Raw genomic sequence first — 19784 nt, forward strand, 5'->3', positions numbered from 1 at the left:
GGACACTTGAGGCCCCGCCGTGCGGGGCCTCAAGTGTCCGTTCGCGCTGTAAGGGCCTGGTTAGGCCAGGACCTGCCGCTTGGAGGAAATGACCCCGGTGTCGAAACCGGCAAGGTGGAGTCCGCCGTGGAAGCGTGCGTGCTCGATCTTGACGCACCGGTCCATGACGACGTCGAGCCCGGCAGCTTCCGCTTCCTTCGCCACGTCCTCATGCCAGGAACCGAGCTGCAGCCACAGCGTCTTGGCACCGGCGGCGATGGCTTCGTCAAGAACGCCGGGCAGGTCATCATGCTTGCGGAACACATCCACGATGTCGGGGCTCTCCGGGAGGTCGGCCAGGGACGCGTAGGTGGGCTGCCCCAGGATTTCCTTGACTACCGGGTTCACGAAGTACACCTTGTAACGGGTGGAGGACTGCAGGTAGGTTGCCACGAAGTAGCTGGCCCGGGACGGCTTGTCTGAGGCGCCCACAATGGCGATGGACTTCGCCTGCCGGAGTAATGCCAGCCGCTCCGGAGCGGTAGGACCTTCCCAGGTCCTGGTTTCTGCTGCGCTCATGCGTTTGCTCCGATCGTGCAGGTTTCGCCAGCGACGGTTTCGACAGGCTCAACCACCGTGGCGTTCTGCGCTTCAGCCAGCGCCTGGTCCAGGTCCCACAGAATGTCCTCGATGTCCTCCAGGCCCACGGAGATGCGGACCAGGTCCTCGGGGACGCCGGCGGATTCGAGCTGGGCCGGGCTCAGCTGCTGGTGGGTGGTGGAGCCGGGGTGGATCACGAGGGTGCGCGAGTCGCCGACGTTGGCCAGGTGCGAGGCCAGCTGGAGCGCTTCGATGAACTTCCGGCCCGCGGAACGGCCGCCCTTGACGCCGAAGGAGAACACCGATCCCGGGCCCAGCGGCAGGTACTTCCGCGCCCGCTCGAAGTGCGGGTGGGACGGCAGCCCGGAGAAGTTCACATAGGCCACGCGCTCGTCCGCTTCAAGCCATTCGGCCACGGCCTGGGCATTCTTCAGGTGCTCGTCCAGGCGCTGCGGAAGGGTTTCGACACCCTGCAGCAGCTGGAACGCGGATTGCGGAGAGAGTGCGGGGCCGATGTCGCGCAACTGCTCGCAGCGCAGCTTGGTCAGGAAGCCGTATTCGCCGAAGTTCCCCCACCAGGAGACGTTGCCGTAGGAGGCCACGGGCTCGGTCATGGTGGGGAACTTACCGTTGCCCCAGTTGAACCGGCCGCTCTCGACGATTACTCCGCCCAGGGTGGTGCCGTGTCCGCCGAGGAACTTGGTGGCGGAGTGGATCACGATGTCCGCCCCGTGCTCGATCGGCCGCACCAGGTACGGCGTGCTCAAGGTGGCGTCGACAACCAGCGGGATGCCGGCGTCGTGCGCTACCTTTGCCAGCCCCTCAAGGTCCTGGACTTCCGACGACGGGTTGGCCACCACCTCGACGAAAATCGCCTTGGTGTTGTCCCGGACGGCCGCGGCGTAGTCCGCGGGGTCGGTGCCGGGGACGAACGTGGTGTCCACCCCGAAGCGGCGCAGCGTGACGTCCAACTGGGTGACCGTTCCGCCGTACAGCTGGGAGGCCGCCACGATGTGGTCGCCGGACTGGGTGAGTGCAGCGAAGGTGATGAATTCCGCGGCCATGCCCGACGACGTCGCAACGGCTCCGATGCCGCCCTCGAGGGAGGCGATCCGCTCCTCGAACGCGGCGACCGTGGGGTTGCCGATCCGGGAGTAGATGTTGCCGTACTTCTGCAGGGCGAAGAGGTTGGCGGCGTCCTGGGTGTCCTTGAAGACGAAGGACGTGGTCTGGTAGATCGGGACGGCCCGCGCGCCGTGCTCGGCGTCGGGTGTGCCGCCGGCGTGCAGGGCGCGGGTGCGGAAGCCGAACTTGCGGTCCGCCATTACGCGTTCACCAGCTTGCTGGTAGTGCCGGCGTTTGCCACCGGGGTGCCGGACAGGTCCAACTCGGTGCCGTGCTTGCGGGCCAGGTCAGCCTCGAGTTCGCGGACGATCGGCAGGATCTCCTGGCCGAACGCGGCCACTTCCTCCTGGAAGTGCAGGTAGCCCGTAAGGAAAAGGTTCACGCCGATCTTCTTGTACTCCACGATCCGCTCCGCGATCTGTTCCGGGGTGCCGATCAGCTGGGTCTTGAAGCCGTCGTTGTACTGGACCAGGTCCTCGAAGCTCGAGTCGGCCCACATGCCCTTGCCGTCCTTGGTGGACGCCCCGGCTTCCTGGACTGCGGCGCGGAAACCCTCGACCGCGGGCTTGTGTGCTTTCTCCACGATTTCGCGGAGGGTGTCGCGGGCTTCCTTCTCCGAATCGCGGGCGATAACGAAGCCGTTGAGGCCAAAGCGGGGTGCGGCCAGCTGGCCGGACGTGCCTCGCAGCGTCTCCCCGGACGCTGCAACAACACCGGCGATGTTCTCCTTGAAGCCTTCAAGGTCCTTGCCGTTGGAGAAGTACCAGTCGGCCACACGGCCGGCGGTTGCCTGGGCCGCGGTGGAGTTGCCGCCGAAGAAGATCTCCGGGTGCGCCCGGCCCGGAACGTCCAGGGGCGCCGGGTTCAGGGTGAAGTCGGTGATGTTGTAGTACTTGCCGGACTGGCTGTACTCCTGCTCCGTCCACAGGCCGCGCAGGACCTTGATGAATTCCTCGGTGCGCACGTAGCGTTCGTCGTGTTCCAGCCACTCGAGGCCGAAGTTGGTGAACTCGTTCTTGAGCCAGCCGGAGACGATATTGACGGCCGCACGGCCGTTGGAGATGTGGTCCGCGGTGATGATGTACTTGGCCAGCACGCCGGGGTGCCACATGCCCGGGTGGACCGCCGAAATGACTTTCAGCCGCTCCGTGGCCGCCAGCAGGGCGAGGCTGAAGGACGTGGCTTCATGCTGTTTGTCCGCGCCGTAGGAGGCGGCGTAGCGGGTCTGGGTCAGGGCGTACTCGAAGCCGGATTCCTCGGCGATGCGGGCCAGCTTCTTGTTGTAGGCGAAGTCCCAGCCGGTGCGCTGTTCGATGGTGGAGACCACCAGGCCGCCGGAGACGTTGGGTACCCAGTAGGCGAACTTGAGGGGCTCCGAAAGACGGGCAACGCTGCTGATGTCGTTCATGATTGTTCCTTTACTTCTGTCCGTTGGCGGGAGACTGCTTCTGCCCAATGAGGGAGGCGGCGTAGCCGGCCAGGGATTCCTGGATGCCGGCGATTGCCGGTTCGTTCTGGAGCGATGTGGTGTCACCGAGGGCGGTGCCCTCGAATAGCTGGGTGAGGAGCCGGCGCATGATCTTGCCGCTGCGCGTCTTGGGCACATCGGGAACCACGACGACGTCGCGCGGCTTGGCTATCGGTCCGATCTCCTTCGCGACGTGGTTCCGGAGTTCGGCGGCCACTTCGGTCGAAACCCCGCCCTTCAGCACCACAAACGCGACGATGGCGTGGCCTGTCTTCGGGTCAGCCACCGGGCAGACGCCGGCTTCCACCACGGCTGGATGGGAGACGAGGGCCGACTCGATTTCGATGGTGGACAGCAGGTGGCCGGAGACGTTGAGGGTGTCATCCACCCGCCCCAGGATCCAGATGTCGCCGTCGTCGTCGTATTTGGCGCCGTCCCCGGCGAGGAACCAGCCCTGCTCGGCGTATTTGCGCCAGTACGAATCGAAGTAGCGCTGCGGGTTGCCCCAGACGGTGCGGGCAATCGCGGGTCCGGGGGAGTCCACCACGATGAATCCCTGGACGCCCGGCGGCACCGTGTTGCCGGCGTCGTCCACGATCCGGGTGCTGACGCCCGGCAGCGGGCGGGCGGCGCAGCCCGGCTTGAAGTCCGTGTCGGTCGGCGCAGGGGAGAGGATGGTGGCACCGGTCTCGGACTGCCACCAGGTGTCCACCACGGGTGCGGTGCCGGCGCCGACGTTGTGGCGCAGCCAGCGCCACGCCTCGGGGTTCACGGCTTCACCCACGGTGCCGAGCATCCGGATGGAGGAGAGGTCGTAGGTGTCCGGGACGCCGTCCGGGAACCAGCCCATGAGCGAGCGGACCAGGGTGGGTGCGGTGTAGTACTGCGTCACGCCGTAGCGTTCGATGATCTCGAAGTGCCGTCCCGGATGCGGGGTGTTCGGCGTGCCTTCGAAGATCACCTGGGTGGCGCCGTTGGAGAGCGGGCCGTAGATCTCGTAGGTGTGTGCGGTGACCCAGGCGAGGTCCGCGGTGCACCAGTGCACGTCCTGGTCACGGAGGGCCGGGTCCGGGTTGCTGAAGAGGTGCTCGAAGCTCCACGACGCCTGCGTCAGGTAGCCGCCGGACGTGTGCACCAGGCCCTTGGGCTTACCGGTGGTCCCGGAGGTATACATGATGAACAGGGGGGTCTCGGCGTCGAACGCTTCCGGTTCGTGCGCCTCGGAGGCCTGCCCGACGGCGTCGTGCCACCAGACGTCGCGGCCCGCGGTCATGGGGACCGTCGCCAGCTGGTCCGCAGGGGTGGTGCGGTTGACCACCAGGACGTGCTCGACGGCGTTGTCCCCGGCAACTGCTGCGTCCGCATTGTCCTTGACGGGCACTGCCACGCCGCGGCGGAACTGTCCGTCCGTGGTGACCAGGAGCTTGGCCCGGGTGTCCTCGACGCGGAATTTCAGCGCCTCGGCGGAGAAACCCCCGAACACCAGGGAATGGATGGCGCCGATGCGCGCCACGGCGAGGGTGATGATGACGGTTTCGGGGATGACCGGAAGGTAGATGACCACACGGTCGCCCTTGGTGATGCCCAGGGCCAGGAGCGCGTTGGCGGCCTTGGACACTTCGCGCTGCAGTTCGGCGTAGGTGATGGCCCTGCGGTCGCCCGGTTCGCCCTCGAAGTGAAGCGCCACCTTGTCGCCGCGGCCGGCGGCAACATGGCGGTCCACGCAGTTGTAGGCGACGTTGAGTTTGCCGCCCTCGAACCAGGTGGTCTGCGGGCCGAGCCCGGCTTCGACGTCGGCAGGAATCCGCCGGTGGGCCGTGTGCCAGGGCTTGCCTCCGGAAGCATCGCCACCGGAGGCTTCACGGGCAGAGCCGGCGGCGACGTCGCCGGAAAAGTCCGCCCAGTCGAGCCGGAGGGCAGCTTCCTCCCAAAAGGCGATCCGCTCCGCCTCGGACGTGAGGGCGGGCGTCATGGTCTCGGGCGTGGAACAGGAATAGACAGTCATAGGTGTGCTCCATCGGTCCTGGCGGTAGCACCCTGCTGATGGTCAGGGTTGCTGCGGCTGCATCGATCCAGGTCTCTTGGCCGCTCGGGATGGTTGTACTTCACACTAAACGGATGCGCGTCCCGATCGCTAAATTGCCGTCCTATGCCACGTAATATTCGGCTCTGCAGAATTTTGTGCCCTTTTGGCGGTTATTTCTTCGACGTCGGCGCCGCGGCTGCCAGCTGTCCGGCGCGCTCGCGGGTACTGCGCGTAGGCTGGGCCCATGCCCCATGTCAACGATCCTGCAGTCCTCGAACGGCTGTTGCGCACCAAGGGGCGGTGGGCCATCGTTGGCCTTTCCACCAACGAATGGCGCGCCGCCTACGACACCTCTCTGTTCATCCGCGACCGGCTGGGCATGGAGATCATCCCGGTGAACCTGCCGGGCGATCCCGTGCACGGCGAAACGGGCTACGCAAGGCTCGCCGACATCCCGGACAGCAAACGGCCCATCGACGTCGTGGACTGCTTCGTGAATTCGCAGAAGGTGGGCGCTGTCGTGGACCAGGCAATCGCGGTCGGCGCCAAAGCCATCTGGATGCAACTGGGCGTCATTGACGAGGCGGCCGCCGAGCGTGCAACGGCCGCCGGCCTCGATGTGATCATGAATGCGTGTCCGGCGCAGGACGCCGTGCGCTTCGGCTTGTAGCCTCTGTACCCTGTAGCCTCTCCGTAACCAGGCCCTACGTTGTCATTCTTGCCTGCTACCCTTCACCGGGCCTTCCCCGAGACGCAAGGAGCAGCCATGTGCGAGCAACACCCCACGCTGCCTCCAGCGGCGGCCCCTGAACCTTCCTCGACCCTTGGCCGGCGGGCACTTCTGGGCCTGCTGGGCGCTTCGGTGGTCGGCGGGTTGGGTGGTTGCGCCGTGCCGGGGGCGCCGGCTCCCGGCACCGCAGCCTCGCCCGGTCTTTCGGCGAGCCGAGGACAGCCGATGCCTTCCGTTCTGGCACTCGGCGGAGTCGACTCCACTATCCCCGATGACCTGCGCCGTCCAGACAGGCGACCCCGGCCCACGTATGCCTCCGATTTCCGCCTTCCCCCGGTCCAAGGAGGGATGGCACCGGTCCTGACGCGGGTCCTGACCAAGCAGCCTGTTGTGTTCCTGACCATCGACGACGGCGTGACAAAGACTCCCCAGATGGCCCAGTTGCTGGATGAATACGACTACCCCGCGAGCCTGTTTCTGACCCGGAACTTCGTGCAGAACGATCCCGGATTCTTCAAACAGTTCGAGGCACAGGGAAGCCTGGTGGAAAACCACACCATCAGCCACAACGTGAACATGTCCCGGCAGCTGAGCTACGGGCAGCAGCTTGCCGAGATCACCGGCATGCAGGACTACGCACAGCAGCAGTTCGGGCGCCGGCCCACGCTCTTCAGGCCGCCCGGCGGAGACTACTCCAACGCCATGCGGCAGGCCGTCGCAGCCGCCGGAATGAAGGCCATCGTGACATGGGAGGCCAAAGCCAACCGCGGTCAGATGGACTATCAGTACGGAAACTCGCTGCGTCCCGGAGATATCGTGCTCATGCATTTTCGGCCGGAGTTCGCTGCCGACCTTGCCGCCTTCCGGGAAGCCCAGCTCTCCGCCGGGCTCGACGTCGTTCTCCTGGAAAAATTCCTCGGCGTCGCCTGAGCGCTCGGGGACTGCCGCTATGGCCCGATGATGCGGAACGGTGCGGGGGGCGGCGTCCGCTCGGCCTCCCGCGAAGTGTCGGGTCCAAGACGTCGGCGCCGGGCAGTAGGCTCGAAGCATGGATGCAGCTGCACTCCGGGCGCTTTGCCTCGGGTTTCCCGGTGCCTTCGAGGACTTTCCCTTCGGTCCCGAGACCTCCGTCTTCAAGGTCCGGGCCGCCTCCTCCGGCGAGCCCCGGGCCAAGATGTTCGCCGCGTCCGCGATGGATCCGGCTGACTGGTCCGTGAGCCTCAAGTGTGAACCGGTGCTGGCCGAACAGCTGCGGGCGCTCCACCCTGAAATCACCGGCGCCTGGCACATGAACAAGACGCACTGGAACGGGGTCCGGCTGGACGGATCGCTGCCGGATGACATGATCCGGGACATGGTGGAGGACTCCTACGACCTGGTGGTGGCCACACTGAGCCGGAAGCAGCGCGAACAGCTGGGATGGGCCGGGCTCGCCCGGGGTGAAGGCGCATGAAGAGCCGTCGCGGTGCCGGCCGCGTCAGCCGCGTCGCCAGGGGCAACCTGAATTACCCTGGCGTTGGTTCCACTGAACACGGACGGCCGCCGGACGGCATCCCCTGGCTGGTGACCCAGGCGTACCTCGGCGAGGGTGCGGCACTCTACCGGCGGGTGGCCCACGGGATCCTGGCCTGGCAGCTGCAGAAACGGTCCGGGCTGCGGGTCCGCGCCGACTCCGACGTCGTGGTGCCCGGCGCCCGCGTCGTGAGCGGATTCGGCGTCGGGCCTTTCCGGATCAACGCGCCCTGCGAGGTGGTGTGGGTGCGCCGGCCGGTGCCCGGCGACGGCCCGCAAAGCGCCGGTTTCGGGTACGGCACGCTCCCCGGCCATCCAGTGCGCGGCGAGGAAGCTTTTGAAGTGGAAATGGACGGGCAAGGGAAGGTGTTCCTGAAGATCACTGCCTTCAGCCGGCCCTCCAACTGGTTTTACGCGGCCGGCAGCGCCGTCACGGCACGCGCACAAAGACACGTCACTTCCCGATACATTGGGAGTGCGCACGAACTGGCCGCAGGTGAAAGCTGATCAGGAGCAGGTGGATGCTGGAACAGAAAACCCTTGACCAATTGTGGAACTTCGATGACCCCGCAGGATCGGAAGCCCGTTTCCGGAAGGCTGCTACAGACGAAAATTACGACGCCGACGAACGGGCCGAGCTCGCCACCCAGGTGGGGCGGGCCATCGGACTGCAGGGCCGCTACGAGGAAGCCGACGCCCTCCTGGACGCGATCGATGCCGACGAGCCCACCGTGGCGGTGCGCGTGCTCCTGGAGCGGGGCCGCCTGCTGAACTCCAGCGGGCACGCCGCGATGGCCGTGCCGTTGTTTGAACAGGCCGCGGAACTGGCAGATCACCTTAGTGAGGAATTCCTGGCCGTGGACGCGCTGCACATGCTGGCGATCGCTGATCCGGAGCATGCCGAGTCCTGGACCCGCAGCGCCCTCGAGTATGCTTCCACGGTGCACGATCCGCGGACCAGGCGTTGGCTGGTCTCGCTGCACAATAACCTGGGCTGGACCCTGCACCAGGCCGGCCGCTTCACCGAAGCATTGGTGGAGTTCCAGCTGGCCGAGCAGTGGGCGGAACGCGTCGGAACTCCCCGGCAGCAGGAATGGGCCCGTGAGGCGATTGAGGAGTGCCAGAATTCCCTCGCCGCCGGGCCAATCGTAGAACCACAACGAAAGGGATAACCCCGTGATCTTTATTGTCGTCAAGTTCAAGGTCAAGCCGGACTGGTCGGAGAAATGGCTGGGCCTGGTGGAGGACTTCACCCGGGCAACGCGGCAGGAGCCCGGCAACCTGTGGTTTGACTGGTCCCGCAGCGTGGAGGACCCCAACGAGTTTGTCCTCGTGGAGGCCTTCAAGGACGATGCCGCCGGCGACCACGTCAACAGCGCACACTTCCAGAAGGCCATGGCGGACATGCCGCAGGCCCTCGCTGAGACGCCCCGCATCATCAGCCGCCAGCTCGACGGCGACGGCTGGGACCGCATGGGCGAACTCACCATCGCCTAGCCCGCCCGGGAAGGAACACGCCATGTGGATCGGATGGATTGAGTTCGACATTCTCCTGGGCGACGTTCACAGCCTCAAGGAAAAACGTTCCGTGGTGCGGCCGCTGCTGGCGGAGCTCAAACGGCGCTTCGAGGTTTCAGTGGCCGAAGTGGGTGACCACGAGCAGTACCGGCGGACGCAACTTGGCGCCGGCCTGGTGGCCGCCGACCGGGCCCACCTCGTGGAGGTGCTCACCGCCGTCGAACGCTTCGTTGCCAACCGCCCCGAACTGGAACTCCTCAGCGCCCGGCAACGGGAGCTCCGCAGCGACGACTGACCTCGCCTTTAAGCGCGAACGGACACTTAAGCCCCCCGGCCGGGGGCCCTAAGTGTCCGTTCGCGCGTGGAGGGAGGGCCTAGCCGAAGTACTTCGGCAGGGTGGCCTCGTGGGCTTCGCGGAGGGCGTCGAGGGACAGGGTGTCCACGCCGTTGATCTCCAGTTGGCCGCTCGCTGCGTCCACCACGCCGATGCGGGTGTGGGCGAATCCGCGGGCGGTGCACATGTCCGTGAAGCGGACTTCCTCGGAGCGCGGCACGCCAACAATGGCGCGGCCCTGGGTCTCGGAGAACAGTGCCGTGAACAGGTCCACGCCGTCACGGTCCATGACGTCCTGCAGGGCAATCCGTGCACCGACCCCGTAGCGCAGGGCGGACTCCACGAGCGCTGCAGCGAGGCCGCCCTCGGAGAGGTCGTGCGCGGAGTCCACCATGCCGTCGCGGGAGGCGTTGATCAGGATTTCACCCAGTGCCCGTTCAGCGGCGAGGTCAACCTTCGGCGGCTGGCCGCCAAGGTGGCCGCGCAGGTTGGCCCACTCGGAGCCGTCCAGTTCTGCCGCCGTGGTGCCCAGGAGGTAGATGGCCTGGCCGTCTTCCTTCCAGCCCGACGGCGTGCGGCGGGCGACGTCGTCGAGCTTGCCCAGCACTGCCACCACGGGGGAGGGGTGGATCGGGGTTGTGCCCGTCTGGTTGTACAGCGAGACGTTGCCGCCGGTGACCGGGATGCCCAGCACCATGCAGGCGTCGGACAGGCCGCGGATGGCCTCGGCGAGCTGCCACATCACGTCCGGGTCCTCGGGGGAACCGAAGTTCAGGCAGTCGCTGACGGCCATTGGCACGGCGCCGGAGGTGGCGACGTTGCGGTACGCCTCGGCCAGGGCGAGCTGTGCGCCGTGGTACGGGTCGAGGTAGGTGTAGCGGCCGTTGGCGTCGGTGGCGAGGGCCACGCCCAGGCCGGTTTCCTCGTCAACGCGGACCACGCCGGCATCGTCCGGGAAAGCCATGGCGGTGTTGCCGCCGACGTAGCGGTCGTACTGGTTGGTAATCCAGGACTTGTCGCACATGTTCGGCGAGGAAATGAGCTCGGTGACTGCGGCAGCCAGTTCCTTCGGGGCGGAAGGCCGGCCGGCATCCTGCACGGACCCGGTGAAGGCATCGGCCTGGACGGCGTCCTGCCATTCCGGTCGGGCGAACGGGCGGTCGTAGACCGGACCGTCGTGGGCCACGGTGCGCGGGTCGACGTCGACAATGACCTCGCCCTCCCACGTGATGATCAGGCGGCCGGTGTCGGTCACCTCGCCCAGCCAGGAGTACTCCACGGCCCACTTGTCCATGACGGCTTCGAAGGCGGCCACGTTCTCGGGGGTCACCACTGCCATCATGCGTTCCTGCGACTCGGACATCAGGATTTCGCCCGGTGTCAGGGTGGGGTCGCGCAGCAGCACGGAGGTCAGCTCGACCTGCATGCCGCCGTCGCCGTTGGAGGCGAGCTCGGAGGTGGCGCAGGAAATGCCCGCGGCGCCGAGGTCCTGGATGCCCTCAACGAGGGAACCCTTGAACAGTTCGAGGCAGCACTCGATCAGGACCTTCTCGGCGAACGGGTCGCCCACCTGGACCGCGGGACGCTTGGACGGCTTGGTGTCGTCGAAGGACTCGGAGGCCAGCACGGAGGCGCCGCCGATGCCGTCGCCGCCGGTGCGTGCACCGAACAGCACTACCTTGTTGCCCTTGCCGGAGGCGTTGGCCAGGCGGATGTCCTCGTGGCGCATAACGCCGACGGCCAGCGCGTTCACTAGCGGGTTGCCCTGGTACACGGAGTCGAAGACCATTTCGCCGCCGATGTTGGGCAGGCCCAGGGAGTTGCCGTAGCCGCCGATACCGGCCACGGCACCGTGCATGACGCGGGCGGTGTCCGGGTGGTCGATGGCGCCGAAGCGCAGCGGATCCATGACGGCCACCGGGCGGGCGCCCATGGAGATAATGTCGCGGACAATGCCGCCGATGCCCGTTGCGGCGCCCTGGTAGGGCTCCACGAACGACGGCGAATTGTGGGACTCGATCTTGAACGTCACGGCCCAGCCGTCGCCCAGGTTGGTCACACCGGCGTTTTCGCCGATGCCCACCAGCATGTCCTTCTTCATCTCGTCCGTCACCTTTTCGCCGAACTGGCGCAGGTGGTTCTTCGAGGACTTGTAGGAGCAGTGCTCGCTCCACATCACGGAGTACATGGCGAGCTCGGCGCCGGTCGGGCGGCGGCCCAGGACCTTGACGACTTCGTCGAACTCGTTCTGCTTCAGGCCAAGTTCGGCCCAGGGGAGTTCGACGTCGGGGGTCTTGGCCGCGTTCTCCACGGTGTCGATGTTGAACTTCTTGCTGACGGTTTCAGCTGAGGTACTCACTTTGCGCCTCCCACAATCTTGTTCAATACGGAGGTGAAGAAACCGAGGCCATCGGTATCGGACCCGCCGATGCCATCCAGGGACTCGGGGCCGAAGCCGACTTCCACGGCGTGCTCCGGGTGGGGCATGAGGCCCACCACGTTGCCGGCGGCGTTGGAGATGCCGGCGATGTCGCGGCGGGAGCCGTTCGGGTTGAAGCCCACGTAACGGAACACCACGCGGCCTTCGGCCTCAAGGGCGTCCAGGACCTTCTCATCTGCGATGTACTGGCCGTCCTGGTTCTTCAGCGGCACAGTAATTTCCTGGCCGGCGGCGTAGTCGCTGGTCCAGGCGGTGGTGTTGTTTTCCACGCGCAGGACCTGGTCGCGGCACATGAACTTCAGGTGGTCGTTCTTGATCATCGAGCCGGGCAGCAGGTGCGACTCGGTGAGGATCTGGAAGCCGTTGCAAATGCCCAGGACCGGCAGCTTGGCGTCCGAGTTGGCGGCGTCGATAATCTTTGCCATCAGCGGCGCGAAGCGTGCGATGGCACCGGCGCGGAGATAGTCGCCGTAGGAGAAACCGCCGGGAATCACGACGGCGTCAACGTCACCGAGGGTGGTGTCCGCGTGCCAGAGTTCCACCGGGGTGGCGCCTGCCAGGCGGACCGCGCGGGCGGCGTCGCGGTCATCCAGAGTGCCAGGGAAGGTCACGACGCCGATGCGGGCGCCGGCGAGCCGCGGGTTGGCCGCAACGGCAACCGCCTCGCCAATCAGGGGGAGTTCAGTCATTTCAGGCCTCGACGACCTCGACGTTGACGACATCTTCGATGACGGGGTTGGACAGCAGGGTTTCTGCGGCGTTCCGGGCCTGGGCCAGGATCTCCTCGGTCACCTCGCCGTCGACAGTGAGTTCAAAGCGCTTGCCCTGGCGGACAGAGCTAAAAGCAGTGAATCCCAGCCGGGGGAGTGCACCCACGATGGCCTTCCCCTGCGGGTCCAAAATCTCGGGCTTGGGCATGACGTCGACAACGATCCGGGGCATCCGGTAACTCCTGTGCGTGAGCGTTGGGTAAGGGCGCAGCGGAGTGGTGCCGTCTCACGCTGGTCTGCTGCTGTATTTACAGCCACTGCGGACTCCAAACATAAGACAGCGGGAACGAGCGCTCCGCGAGCTTGCTTGCCTATTCTACCGGGCGGAATGCGTCAGGCCGCATTCGCGGGTTGACTGTGAAATGGGGCACTCTCCGGAGGGTGAAGCACGACGCCGGCTCTGGTGGCGCGCTGGCACGCTCAGTAGGATTGCGGCATGGCTCAGAAACCCAAATCCGTACTACTTCCGGTCATGGCCGCCGCAGTCTTTGCTGGGCTGGGTCGAATGGTGATGCAGAAGATCAAAGCCGATCGTGCCGCCAAGGAAACAAATGTGGCCGGCCCCATTGATGAGAAGACCCGCGCCTGGATCAGCGAAGTGGTCCGTACGCCCCGCCAGTAGCCTCATGCCCGGCGGCATGAGGGCCGCAAAATAGTCACGTGACACCTCTGGTCAATGTGATTCACTGCACTCTAAGGTTGTAGGACGTTGTATGTGGCATGTGGGACAAGCCAACATGACCCGTACGTTTCCGCACTGCTGCCCCAGGGCGGCGACCTGAAAGGACAGTGGATTTGAAACTCAAAAAGAGGCAGCCGGCCGGCAAGGCCGGCTCCGTGGGCCGGGTAGCCGCCGCAGGGCTCCTTGGGATGGCGCTGATCGCGGGGCCCGGGTTGCCGGCCAGGGCCGAGCCGGCTCCACCCTCCAATCCGGCAGCCGCCCCTGGCACCTTCGTCGAAGCGAACATTGCCGCAGACCGGACGGCCGACAATTTCTTCTACCGTATTCCCGCGCTCACCTACCTCGGGAACGACGTTGTACTCGCAGCGTGGGACGGCAGGCCCGGGAGCTCGGCCGACGCGCCGAACCCGAACTCGATCGTGCAGCGCCGCAGCATCGACGGCGGTGCAACGTGGGGTCCTTTGACCGTCATCGCTGCGGGCCATGTGGCGGACGCCAGCGGCCCCAAATACGGGTTCAGTGATCCGTCGTACATTTACGACGCTGAGGCGGGCAAAGTGTTCGCCCTGTTCGTCTACTCAAAGGACGCCGGCTTCTCTGCCAGCACCTACGGCAACGACGACGCCGACAGGAACGTCATTTCTTCTGCCGTGGTGGAGTCCGCCGACGGAGGCCGCACCTGGAGCGAGCCCCGGTTTATCACAAGCATCACTAAACCCGGAAGCAGTAAGACCAGCCCGCAAACGGGGGACGTACGCACCAACTTCGCGGCATCCGGTGAGGGGATCCAGCTCAAATACGGCGCCCACAAAGGCCGGTTGATTCAGCAGTACTCGGGTTACGTGCGTCAAGCCAACGGCTCGGAACTCTTCCAGGCCTACAGCGTCTACTCGGATGACCACGGCGCAACGTGGCACAAAGGGGCCCCGGTCGGCGACTGCATGGATGAGAACAAGACCGTGGAACTCTCCGACGGCAGGGTTCTGCTGAATTCGAGGGACAGCGCTAACGGAGGCTACCGAAAAGTGGCCGTGTCCACCGACGGCGGCGCCAGCTACGGACCGGTTACGCAGGACACTGAACTGCCGGACCCTGCCAACAACGGGTCAATCTCCCGGATGTACCCGGCCGCACCGGAGGGCTCTGCGGAGGCAAGGAAGCTGATCTTCACCAATTCCAACTCCAAGACCGCCAGGGAAAACGTCTCGGCGCGCGTGTCCTGTGACGACGGAGCAACGTGGCCCGGTGTCCGCACCATCCGTCCCGGCTTCTCCGCGTATTCAACGATTACCCGCCTGGCCGACGGCAAGTTCGGCGTCCTGTACGAGGCGAACTACACGGACAACATGCAATTCGCCAGTTTCGACGACGCATGGCTGAACTATGTCTGCGCTCCCGTGAACGTGCCCGCACAAACCGTTGCGCCCGGTGTTGCGCAGCAGGTTCCGGTGACGGTTACCAACCAGGAAGCCCATGTCCTATCGGGCGCCCGTGCCAGTATCTATACGCCAACGGGATGGTCCGCCGCCACGGTGGACGTTCCTGATCTCGCACCGGGTAGCTCGGCCACGGTGAACGTCCAGCTCACGCCGCCGGCCGGAGCTTCGGGGCCAACATCCCTCAATGCGGCTTTCACCACGGCCGACGGAAAGGTGTCCCAGTACACCTTCGTTGCCAACAGCCCGGTAGCCCCCCAGGTTGGCCTGAGCATCGCCGGCTCAGCGCCGGCACGGGACGTGGCGGCGAACCCGTACAAGGAAGGCGAAGTGCTGTCCTACACCTTCGCGGTCAAGAGCACATCGACCGTGACGTCCAATGCAGTCCCCCTTTCCGGGACCTTCGAGACCGGGTTCCTGCCGCCGTCGGCCCCTAACTGCCGGTACAACAACCTTGCCTCCGGTGCCAGCTACAACTGCACCACCGCGAAACACACACTCACCGCTGAGGACATCGCGCGCGGCTACCTCGTCCCTGTGGCTGAGTTCACCGTCACGGCCTCCGGCAATACGGCACTGACGAAGGCAGTGTCCTTCAAGGGATTGGCCGTACCGTTGCGGGATGGCCTGCTGGCCGGATCGATCAGCGGTGCCCGGAATGATGCCGGACGCGACCTCGCCGTGCAGCCGTACGCAGCCGGCGAGCAGGTGCCCTACACGTTTACCGTCAGCAACACCGGCCCCCTGGCCGCGGACTTTGTACCGACTGCCGGCAATTTCTCACCCCTCGTACCCCCGGGCGCGGGAAACTGCCGATGGCTCAACCTTGCCGCGGCAGGATCCTACGCGTGCTCCACGCCGCGGCACGCCGTGACCCGGGAAGAGGCGGAGGAAGGATTCTTCCGTGCCGACTCCACATGGACAGTTGCTGCGTCCGGGCAGAGCAGCAGGGAATACCGTGTGGACGGCGGCGAAGTGGACCTCGCGGTCCGGAACCCGAAACTGGACGGCACGGTATCGGCTGAATGGGCCGATGTCGACGGCGACCGCTACGCGAGTGCCGGGGATTCCGTCACCTACACCTATGGCGTCGGAAACGCCGGCAACGTCGCGCTGACCGGCGTCACGGCTCCGGATGCCGGCATTTCAGTGGACAGGCTGGGCGTCGGGGAAACAGCAACGGCAACCCGGGTGCACATCCTGACCCCCGCAGATATCGCGGCCGGCCAGTTGCCTGCCTCTCCGTTTACCGCGTCTGCATCCAACGGGTCGCGGAACGTGCGCGTTGACGTGCAGGCCGAAGCGGTGGCCTTGCGGCTCCAGCCGGCCAAGCCGGCGGCCGTTCCGGCGTTGACGGTCCAGGATTTCGACGGGCAGGTTCCGCCCCTCGATCTGGGCACCAATGAAAAATACCGTAACGGCGAGAAGGTGACGCTCCGCGGCCTTCCCTACGGCCAGTGGTATTACGTCTACCTCAACAAGCACGGCTTCCGCCTCGGCTGGATCTTTCCCACCACGGCGGACACCGTGGAGTTCCTGCTGCCGTCCACCGTGCAGAACGGGCGGGACGACGTGGTGGTCCTGGATTCCGAAGGGAAGCAGGTTTCCTTTGACCGACTTCAGGTCACGCCGAAAGGGTCCATCGGCTGACGTCGCGCAAGCATGGTGACAGCGTCGTGACTCCTGGGGGGGGGGGGGGGGGGCGCCCCCCCCCCCCCCCCGCCGCCGCGGTTTTCCCTTCTGGGGCTTCCGGTGGTGCCCGCCGGAGCTCGAGTGACAAAAGTACAACGACTGTTGTGTCCTATGTCATATTCGGCTCTCACTCTGTACTGTTTGACTCGGCTGGTGTCGCCGGATGACAGGATCTGTCAGTCCGGCTGCCTCTTTCCCAGCTGACCGAGACCGGCCGCACCGCCGGACCCGTACCTCATGAAAGGTTTCAGTCGCTCGTGAAATCAAAAGGAACAAGCCTTGTCCGGGGCGGGGGACTCCGGAAGGTTGCAGCCCTGGCTGTAGGCTTCCCGCTGCTTCTCTCCTCCGTCGCAGTGGGACCCGCCACCGCGGCGCCTGCCGCACCCAGCGGAGTCGAACAGGCCAAAAACGTCAACCCGACAGATTACAAAGACGGCCGCTACATCGTGGTCCTCGCCGAGAAAGCCGCGGCGGCCTACGACGGCGGAACAGCCGGCATACCGGCCACCAAACCGCAGCAGGGCCGCAAACTCGATTCCGGCAGCCAGAACTACAAGGCCTACGACGCGCACCTTCGCAAAGCTCAGCGGGACGTCGCCGCCAAGCAGGGCGTCACCCCGTCCAAGCAGTTCACGGGCGCGCTCAACGGCTTCGTGGCCGAGCTCACCGCGGTACAGGCAGCCGAGCTTGCCAAGGACAGCAGGGTGCTGGTGGTGGCACCGGACGTTGAGAACGCCCCGGATTACACCACCACCGACTTCCTGAAGCTCACGGGCAGCGACGGCGCCTGGGCCAAGCAGTTCGGCGGCGAATCCGGCGCCGGCAAGGGCGTGGTGGTCGGCGTGATCGACTCCGGCTATGCCCCGGACAATCCCTTCCTGCAGGGGGATCCCGTGCAGCCGCTCAAGGGCAACGCGCAGGTGGGTGTCCCGTACCTCACGGCTGACGGCAAGATCGCCATGCTGAAGTCGGACGGGACGACCTTCCAGGGCGAATGCCAGAAGGGCGTCGAATCAGGGGCATCCTTCGACGGAACCCTCTGCAATTCCAAGGTGGTCAGCGCCCGCTACTTCGCCGACTCCTTCCTTCAGTACGTGACACCCGAACACCGTGCCCCGGAGGAACTGATCTCGCCGGTGGACGTGGGCAGCCACGGCACGCACACGGCCACCACCGCCGCCGGCAACGCCAACGTGGAACAGGTGATCGACGGCGCCAGCTTCGGTAAGAGCTCCGGTGTTGCCCCGGCCGCCAAGGTCTCCGTCTACAAGGTCTGCTGGGAAGACGACAACCCCAATACCGGCGGCTGCTACTCGTCCGCCTCGGTCGAAGCAGTTGACGCTGCCATCAAGGACGGCGTGGACGTCCTCAATTACTCCATCTCCGGCAACACCAACAGCACGACGGATCCGGTTGCGCTGGCGTTCCTCAACGCAGCGGCTGCCGGCGTGTTTGTTTCGGCATCGGCAGGAAACTCCGGCCCCACCGTGTCCACCGTGAACCACGCCTCGCCGTGGCTGACCACCGTGGCGGCCTCGACTTTCCCCAGTGACCTGCTGGGCACGGTGAAGGTATCCGACGGCAGCATGTTCCGGGGCGCGTCCATCATGAAGTCCGAAGTCAAGGACGCAGCCGTTGTAGTGGCAGCCGACGCTGCTGCGCCGGATGCGCCTACTGCCGCGAACCTCTGCGGGCCGGGAACGCTGGACGCCGCCAAGGTCACCGGCAAGGTCGTAGTCTGTGACCGCGGTGTCGTGGACCGCACGGCCAAGAGCCTTGAGGTCCAGGCGAAGGGCGGCGTTGGGATGATCCTGGTCAACCTGACCTCCAGCTCCGAGGACGCGGACAACCACGTGGTGCCCACCGTGCACGTCAATGCCCCCAAGAGCCTGGAACTGAAGTCCAAGCTTTCCGCCAACCCGGCGCTCACGGTGAGCCTCGTCAAAGGCGACCTCACCGGCGAGCCATTGCCTCCGGCCCCCCAGGTTGCCGGCTTCTCCTCCCGAGGCCCGAGTCTGGCCTCCGGCGGGGACCTCCTGAAGCCGGACATCTCCGCACCCGGCGTGAACGTCCTCGCGGGCGTTTCCACGATCGGCAACAACGGTGCACAGTTCGGCTTCATGTCCGGAACCTCCATGGCTGCCCCGCACATTGCGGGATTCGGAGCCCTGGTCCTCAGCAAGCAGCCCACGTGGTCGCCTGCCATGGTCAAGTCCGCCATGATGACCACCGCCTACCCGCTGGTCAACGCGGACGGCACTCCGAACCGCAACCCGTTCGAGGGCGGCGCAGGGCACATTGACGCCACGCGGGTGCTGGATCCGGGGCTCGTGTACAACTCCGACATCAAGCAGTGGCTGGCCTTCCTGAACGGCCAGGGCGTGGAGACCGGAGCACCCCAGGCCGGCAGCATTGCCGCGCGCGACCTCAACCTGCCCTCCATTGCCCTGGGCAGCCTCGTGGGCGAGATCCAGGTCAAGCGCCAGCTCACCGCGCTGGTCCCGGGCAGCTACCGGCCCGCAGTGGACATGCCCGGTGTCAGCGTCCATGTGGAGCCGCAGGTGCTGAACTTCGCCAAGGCGGGCCAGACCCGTGAGGTCACCATCACCATCAAGAACGTCAGCGCTCCGGTGGGCAAGTTCACCACGGGCACGCTGACGTGGAAGGGGCCCCGCACCGTCAGCTCGCCCCTTGCGGTCCGCCCGGTGGACGCCCAGATTGCGCCGTCGTTCTCCTTCAGCTCCGCTACCGGCACGGGCAGCGGAACCATGGACCTGGTCTCCGGCTCGGATTCGCCCATCGCGGTGGGTGTTGAAGGGCTTGCACCACTGTCCGAGACGGGCGTCACCAAGACACCCGGCGCATACGCCGCAAAGAATGACGAACACAACGCCGTCGTCAAAGTGGAAGTGCCGGCGGGCGCGACCTTCGCGCGCCTGGGCATCCAGGCCGAAACGGACGACGTCGACTGGGACATGGTGGTTTACGCACCCAACGGAAGCGGAGGCCTCGTGGCCACCCAGGTGGCAACGGCGTCGGCCAGCGAGTTCCTGAACCTCGAATCGCCCCGGGCGGGCACGTACTACATCGTGGCGAACCTGTACTCCACCCCGGACAACGGGCCCGCCTCCGCGCACATCCAGGCCGTCTCGTTCCTCGGCAATTCCGGGAACCTGACTGTCAGCCCGAACCCGATCGTTGCCCCCAACGGCACGGCCACCACGGCCACAGCCAACTGGACCGGCCTGGCATCGGGAACCTACCTGGGCCGGCTGAGCCTGGGCGGAAACGGGATCAGGACGTGGATCAACGTCAAGGTGGGCGCCGACACGGCGCCGGCACCTGCCGGTGCCCCGGCGGTCACGCCCGTTGACGCGGTTCCGGGAACCTAGCCCGGAACACCATCAGTAAACAGCGTCACCAGGAACGTCCCGGCAGCCGCAAGGCTGCCGGGACGTTCCTGTGTTGTGGC

General features: G+C 66.0%; 17 protein-coding genes. 10 read left to right on the top strand and 7 right to left on the bottom strand.

Translation table 11 applies throughout. From position 1 onward, the window contains the following. Positions 1-60: 60 nt before the first annotated feature. Genes ACFVWT_RS22140 through acs form a run of 4 tightly spaced genes read right to left on the bottom strand, consistent with a single transcriptional unit; the run spans position 61 to position 5177 of the window. Complete coding sequence (locus ACFVWT_RS22140) at positions 61-558, bottom strand: CoA-binding protein (RefSeq protein WP_390251736.1); 498 nt, start codon at positions 556-558, stop codon at positions 61-63. After that, positions 555-1904: an O-acetylhomoserine aminocarboxypropyltransferase/cysteine synthase family protein gene (locus tag ACFVWT_RS22145; RefSeq protein WP_390251738.1), complete on the bottom strand. Its 1350-nt coding sequence runs from the start codon at positions 1902-1904 to the stop codon at positions 555-557. Before ACFVWT_RS22145 ends, ACFVWT_RS22140 begins: the two co-directional genes overlap by 4 nt. After that, on the bottom strand, positions 1904-3112 hold the full coding sequence (sfnG, locus tag ACFVWT_RS22150; protein WP_390251740.1) for a dimethylsulfone monooxygenase SfnG: 1209 nt from the start codon (positions 3110-3112) through the stop codon (positions 1904-1906). Before sfnG ends, ACFVWT_RS22145 begins: the two co-directional genes overlap by 1 nt. 10 nt (positions 3113-3122) lie before the next feature. Then, complete coding sequence (gene acs / locus ACFVWT_RS22155; RefSeq protein WP_390251742.1) at positions 3123-5177, bottom strand: acetate--CoA ligase; 2055 nt, start codon at positions 5175-5177, stop codon at positions 3123-3125. Between the two features lie 265 nt (positions 5178-5442). On the opposite strand from acs, the gene ACFVWT_RS22160 reads away from it, so the two are divergent. The 7 genes from ACFVWT_RS22160 (at position 5443) to ACFVWT_RS22190 (ending at position 9253) form a co-directional block, all read left to right on the top strand. Further along, positions 5443-5868 (top strand): CoA-binding protein, encoded by a 426-nt coding sequence (locus ACFVWT_RS22160; protein ID WP_390251744.1) that lies wholly within the window; start codon positions 5443-5445, stop codon positions 5866-5868. A 408-nt stretch (positions 5869-6276) separates the two neighbouring features. Then, complete coding sequence (locus ACFVWT_RS22165) at positions 6277-6858, top strand: polysaccharide deacetylase family protein (RefSeq protein WP_390251746.1); 582 nt, start codon at positions 6277-6279, stop codon at positions 6856-6858. 118 nt (positions 6859-6976) lie between these two features. Continuing rightward, positions 6977-7381: an MmcQ/YjbR family DNA-binding protein gene (locus tag ACFVWT_RS22170; RefSeq protein ID WP_390251748.1), complete on the top strand. Its 405-nt coding sequence runs from the start codon at positions 6977-6979 to the stop codon at positions 7379-7381. Then, positions 7378-7947 carry a DUF1990 family protein gene (locus ACFVWT_RS22175; RefSeq protein ID WP_390251750.1) on the top strand — a complete coding sequence of 190 codons (570 nt, stop codon included), beginning with the start codon at positions 7378-7380 and terminating at the stop codon, positions 7945-7947. Before ACFVWT_RS22170 ends, ACFVWT_RS22175 begins: the two co-directional genes overlap by 4 nt. Positions 7948-7961: 14 nt before the next feature. Further along, positions 7962-8612 carry a hypothetical protein gene (locus ACFVWT_RS22180; RefSeq protein WP_390251752.1) on the top strand — a complete coding sequence of 217 codons (651 nt, stop codon included), beginning with the start codon at positions 7962-7964 and terminating at the stop codon, positions 8610-8612. A gap of 4 nt (positions 8613-8616) precedes the next feature. Further along, positions 8617-8937 carry a putative quinol monooxygenase gene (locus ACFVWT_RS22185; RefSeq protein ID WP_390251754.1) on the top strand — a complete coding sequence of 107 codons (321 nt, stop codon included), beginning with the start codon at positions 8617-8619 and terminating at the stop codon, positions 8935-8937. A gap of 22 nt (positions 8938-8959) precedes the next feature. After that, positions 8960-9253: a DUF503 domain-containing protein gene (locus ACFVWT_RS22190; protein ID WP_011690407.1), complete on the top strand. Its 294-nt coding sequence runs from the start codon at positions 8960-8962 to the stop codon at positions 9251-9253. Positions 9254-9332: 79 nt separating this feature from the next. Here ACFVWT_RS22190 and purL read toward each other — a convergent pair whose 3' ends face one another. Genes purL through purS form a run of 3 tightly spaced genes read right to left on the bottom strand, consistent with a single transcriptional unit; the run spans position 9333 to position 12674 of the window. Next, positions 9333-11651, bottom strand: coding sequence for a phosphoribosylformylglycinamidine synthase subunit PurL (gene purL, locus ACFVWT_RS22195; protein WP_390251756.1), 2319 nt, complete (start codon positions 11649-11651; stop codon positions 9333-9335). Further along, positions 11648-12421, bottom strand: a complete 774-nt coding sequence (purQ, locus tag ACFVWT_RS22200; protein ID WP_390251758.1) for a phosphoribosylformylglycinamidine synthase subunit PurQ — start codon at positions 12419-12421, stop codon at positions 11648-11650. Before purQ ends, purL begins: the two co-directional genes overlap by 4 nt. Before the next feature lies 1 nt (position 12422). Further along, positions 12423-12674: a phosphoribosylformylglycinamidine synthase subunit PurS gene (purS, locus tag ACFVWT_RS22205; RefSeq protein ID WP_011690410.1), complete on the bottom strand. Its 252-nt coding sequence runs from the start codon at positions 12672-12674 to the stop codon at positions 12423-12425. Between the two features lie 264 nt (positions 12675-12938). On the opposite strand from purS, the gene ACFVWT_RS22210 reads away from it, so the two are divergent. The 3 genes from ACFVWT_RS22210 (at position 12939) to ACFVWT_RS22220 (ending at position 19704) form a co-directional block, all read left to right on the top strand. Further along, a complete protein-coding gene (locus ACFVWT_RS22210) occupies positions 12939-13124 on the top strand; it encodes a hypothetical protein (protein ID WP_390251760.1) in 186 nt (61 codons plus the stop codon). Between the two features lie 248 nt (positions 13125-13372). Beyond that, entirely contained in the window at positions 13373-16270 is a 2898-nt protein-coding gene (locus ACFVWT_RS22215; RefSeq protein WP_390251823.1) for an exo-alpha-sialidase, read from the top strand. A 299-nt stretch (positions 16271-16569) separates the two neighbouring features. After that, entirely contained in the window at positions 16570-19704 is a 3135-nt protein-coding gene (locus ACFVWT_RS22220) for a S8 family serine peptidase (RefSeq protein ID WP_390251762.1), read from the top strand. Positions 19705-19784 lie beyond the last annotated feature (80 nt).

This window comes from Arthrobacter sp. NPDC058288, from assembly GCF_042880995.1.
GTDB lineage: Bacteria > Actinomycetota > Actinomycetes > Actinomycetales > Micrococcaceae > Arthrobacter.

Coding starts and splice junctions, on each gene's coding strand:
- ACFVWT_RS22140 (WP_390251736.1), bottom strand. CDS start 558: ATGAGCGCAGCAGAAACCAGGACCTGGGAAGGTCCTACCGCTCCGGAG.
- ACFVWT_RS22160 (WP_390251744.1), top strand. CDS start 5,443: ATGCCCCATGTCAACGATCCTGCAGTCCTCGAACGGCTGTTGCGCACC.
- ACFVWT_RS22180 (WP_390251752.1), top strand. CDS start 7,962: ATGCTGGAACAGAAAACCCTTGACCAATTGTGGAACTTCGATGACCCC.
- acs (WP_390251742.1), bottom strand. CDS start 5,177: ATGACTGTCTATTCCTGTTCCACGCCCGAGACCATGACGCCCGCCCTC.
- ACFVWT_RS22210 (WP_390251760.1), top strand. CDS start 12,939: ATGGCTCAGAAACCCAAATCCGTACTACTTCCGGTCATGGCCGCCGCA.
- ACFVWT_RS22145 (WP_390251738.1), bottom strand. CDS start 1,904: ATGGCGGACCGCAAGTTCGGCTTCCGCACCCGCGCCCTGCACGCCGGC.
- sfnG (WP_390251740.1), bottom strand. CDS start 3,112: ATGAACGACATCAGCAGCGTTGCCCGTCTTTCGGAGCCCCTCAAGTTC.
- ACFVWT_RS22170 (WP_390251748.1), top strand. CDS start 6,977: ATGGATGCAGCTGCACTCCGGGCGCTTTGCCTCGGGTTTCCCGGTGCC.
- purS (WP_011690410.1), bottom strand. CDS start 12,674: ATGCCCCGGATCGTTGTCGACGTCATGCCCAAGCCCGAGATTTTGGAC.
- ACFVWT_RS22190 (WP_011690407.1), top strand. CDS start 8,960: ATGTGGATCGGATGGATTGAGTTCGACATTCTCCTGGGCGACGTTCAC.
- purQ (WP_390251758.1), bottom strand. CDS start 12,421: ATGACTGAACTCCCCCTGATTGGCGAGGCGGTTGCCGTTGCGGCCAAC.
- ACFVWT_RS22215 (WP_390251823.1), top strand. CDS start 13,373: ATGGCGCTGATCGCGGGGCCCGGGTTGCCGGCCAGGGCCGAGCCGGCT.
- ACFVWT_RS22165 (WP_390251746.1), top strand. CDS start 6,277: ATGGCACCGGTCCTGACGCGGGTCCTGACCAAGCAGCCTGTTGTGTTC.
- ACFVWT_RS22175 (WP_390251750.1), top strand. CDS start 7,378: ATGAAGAGCCGTCGCGGTGCCGGCCGCGTCAGCCGCGTCGCCAGGGGC.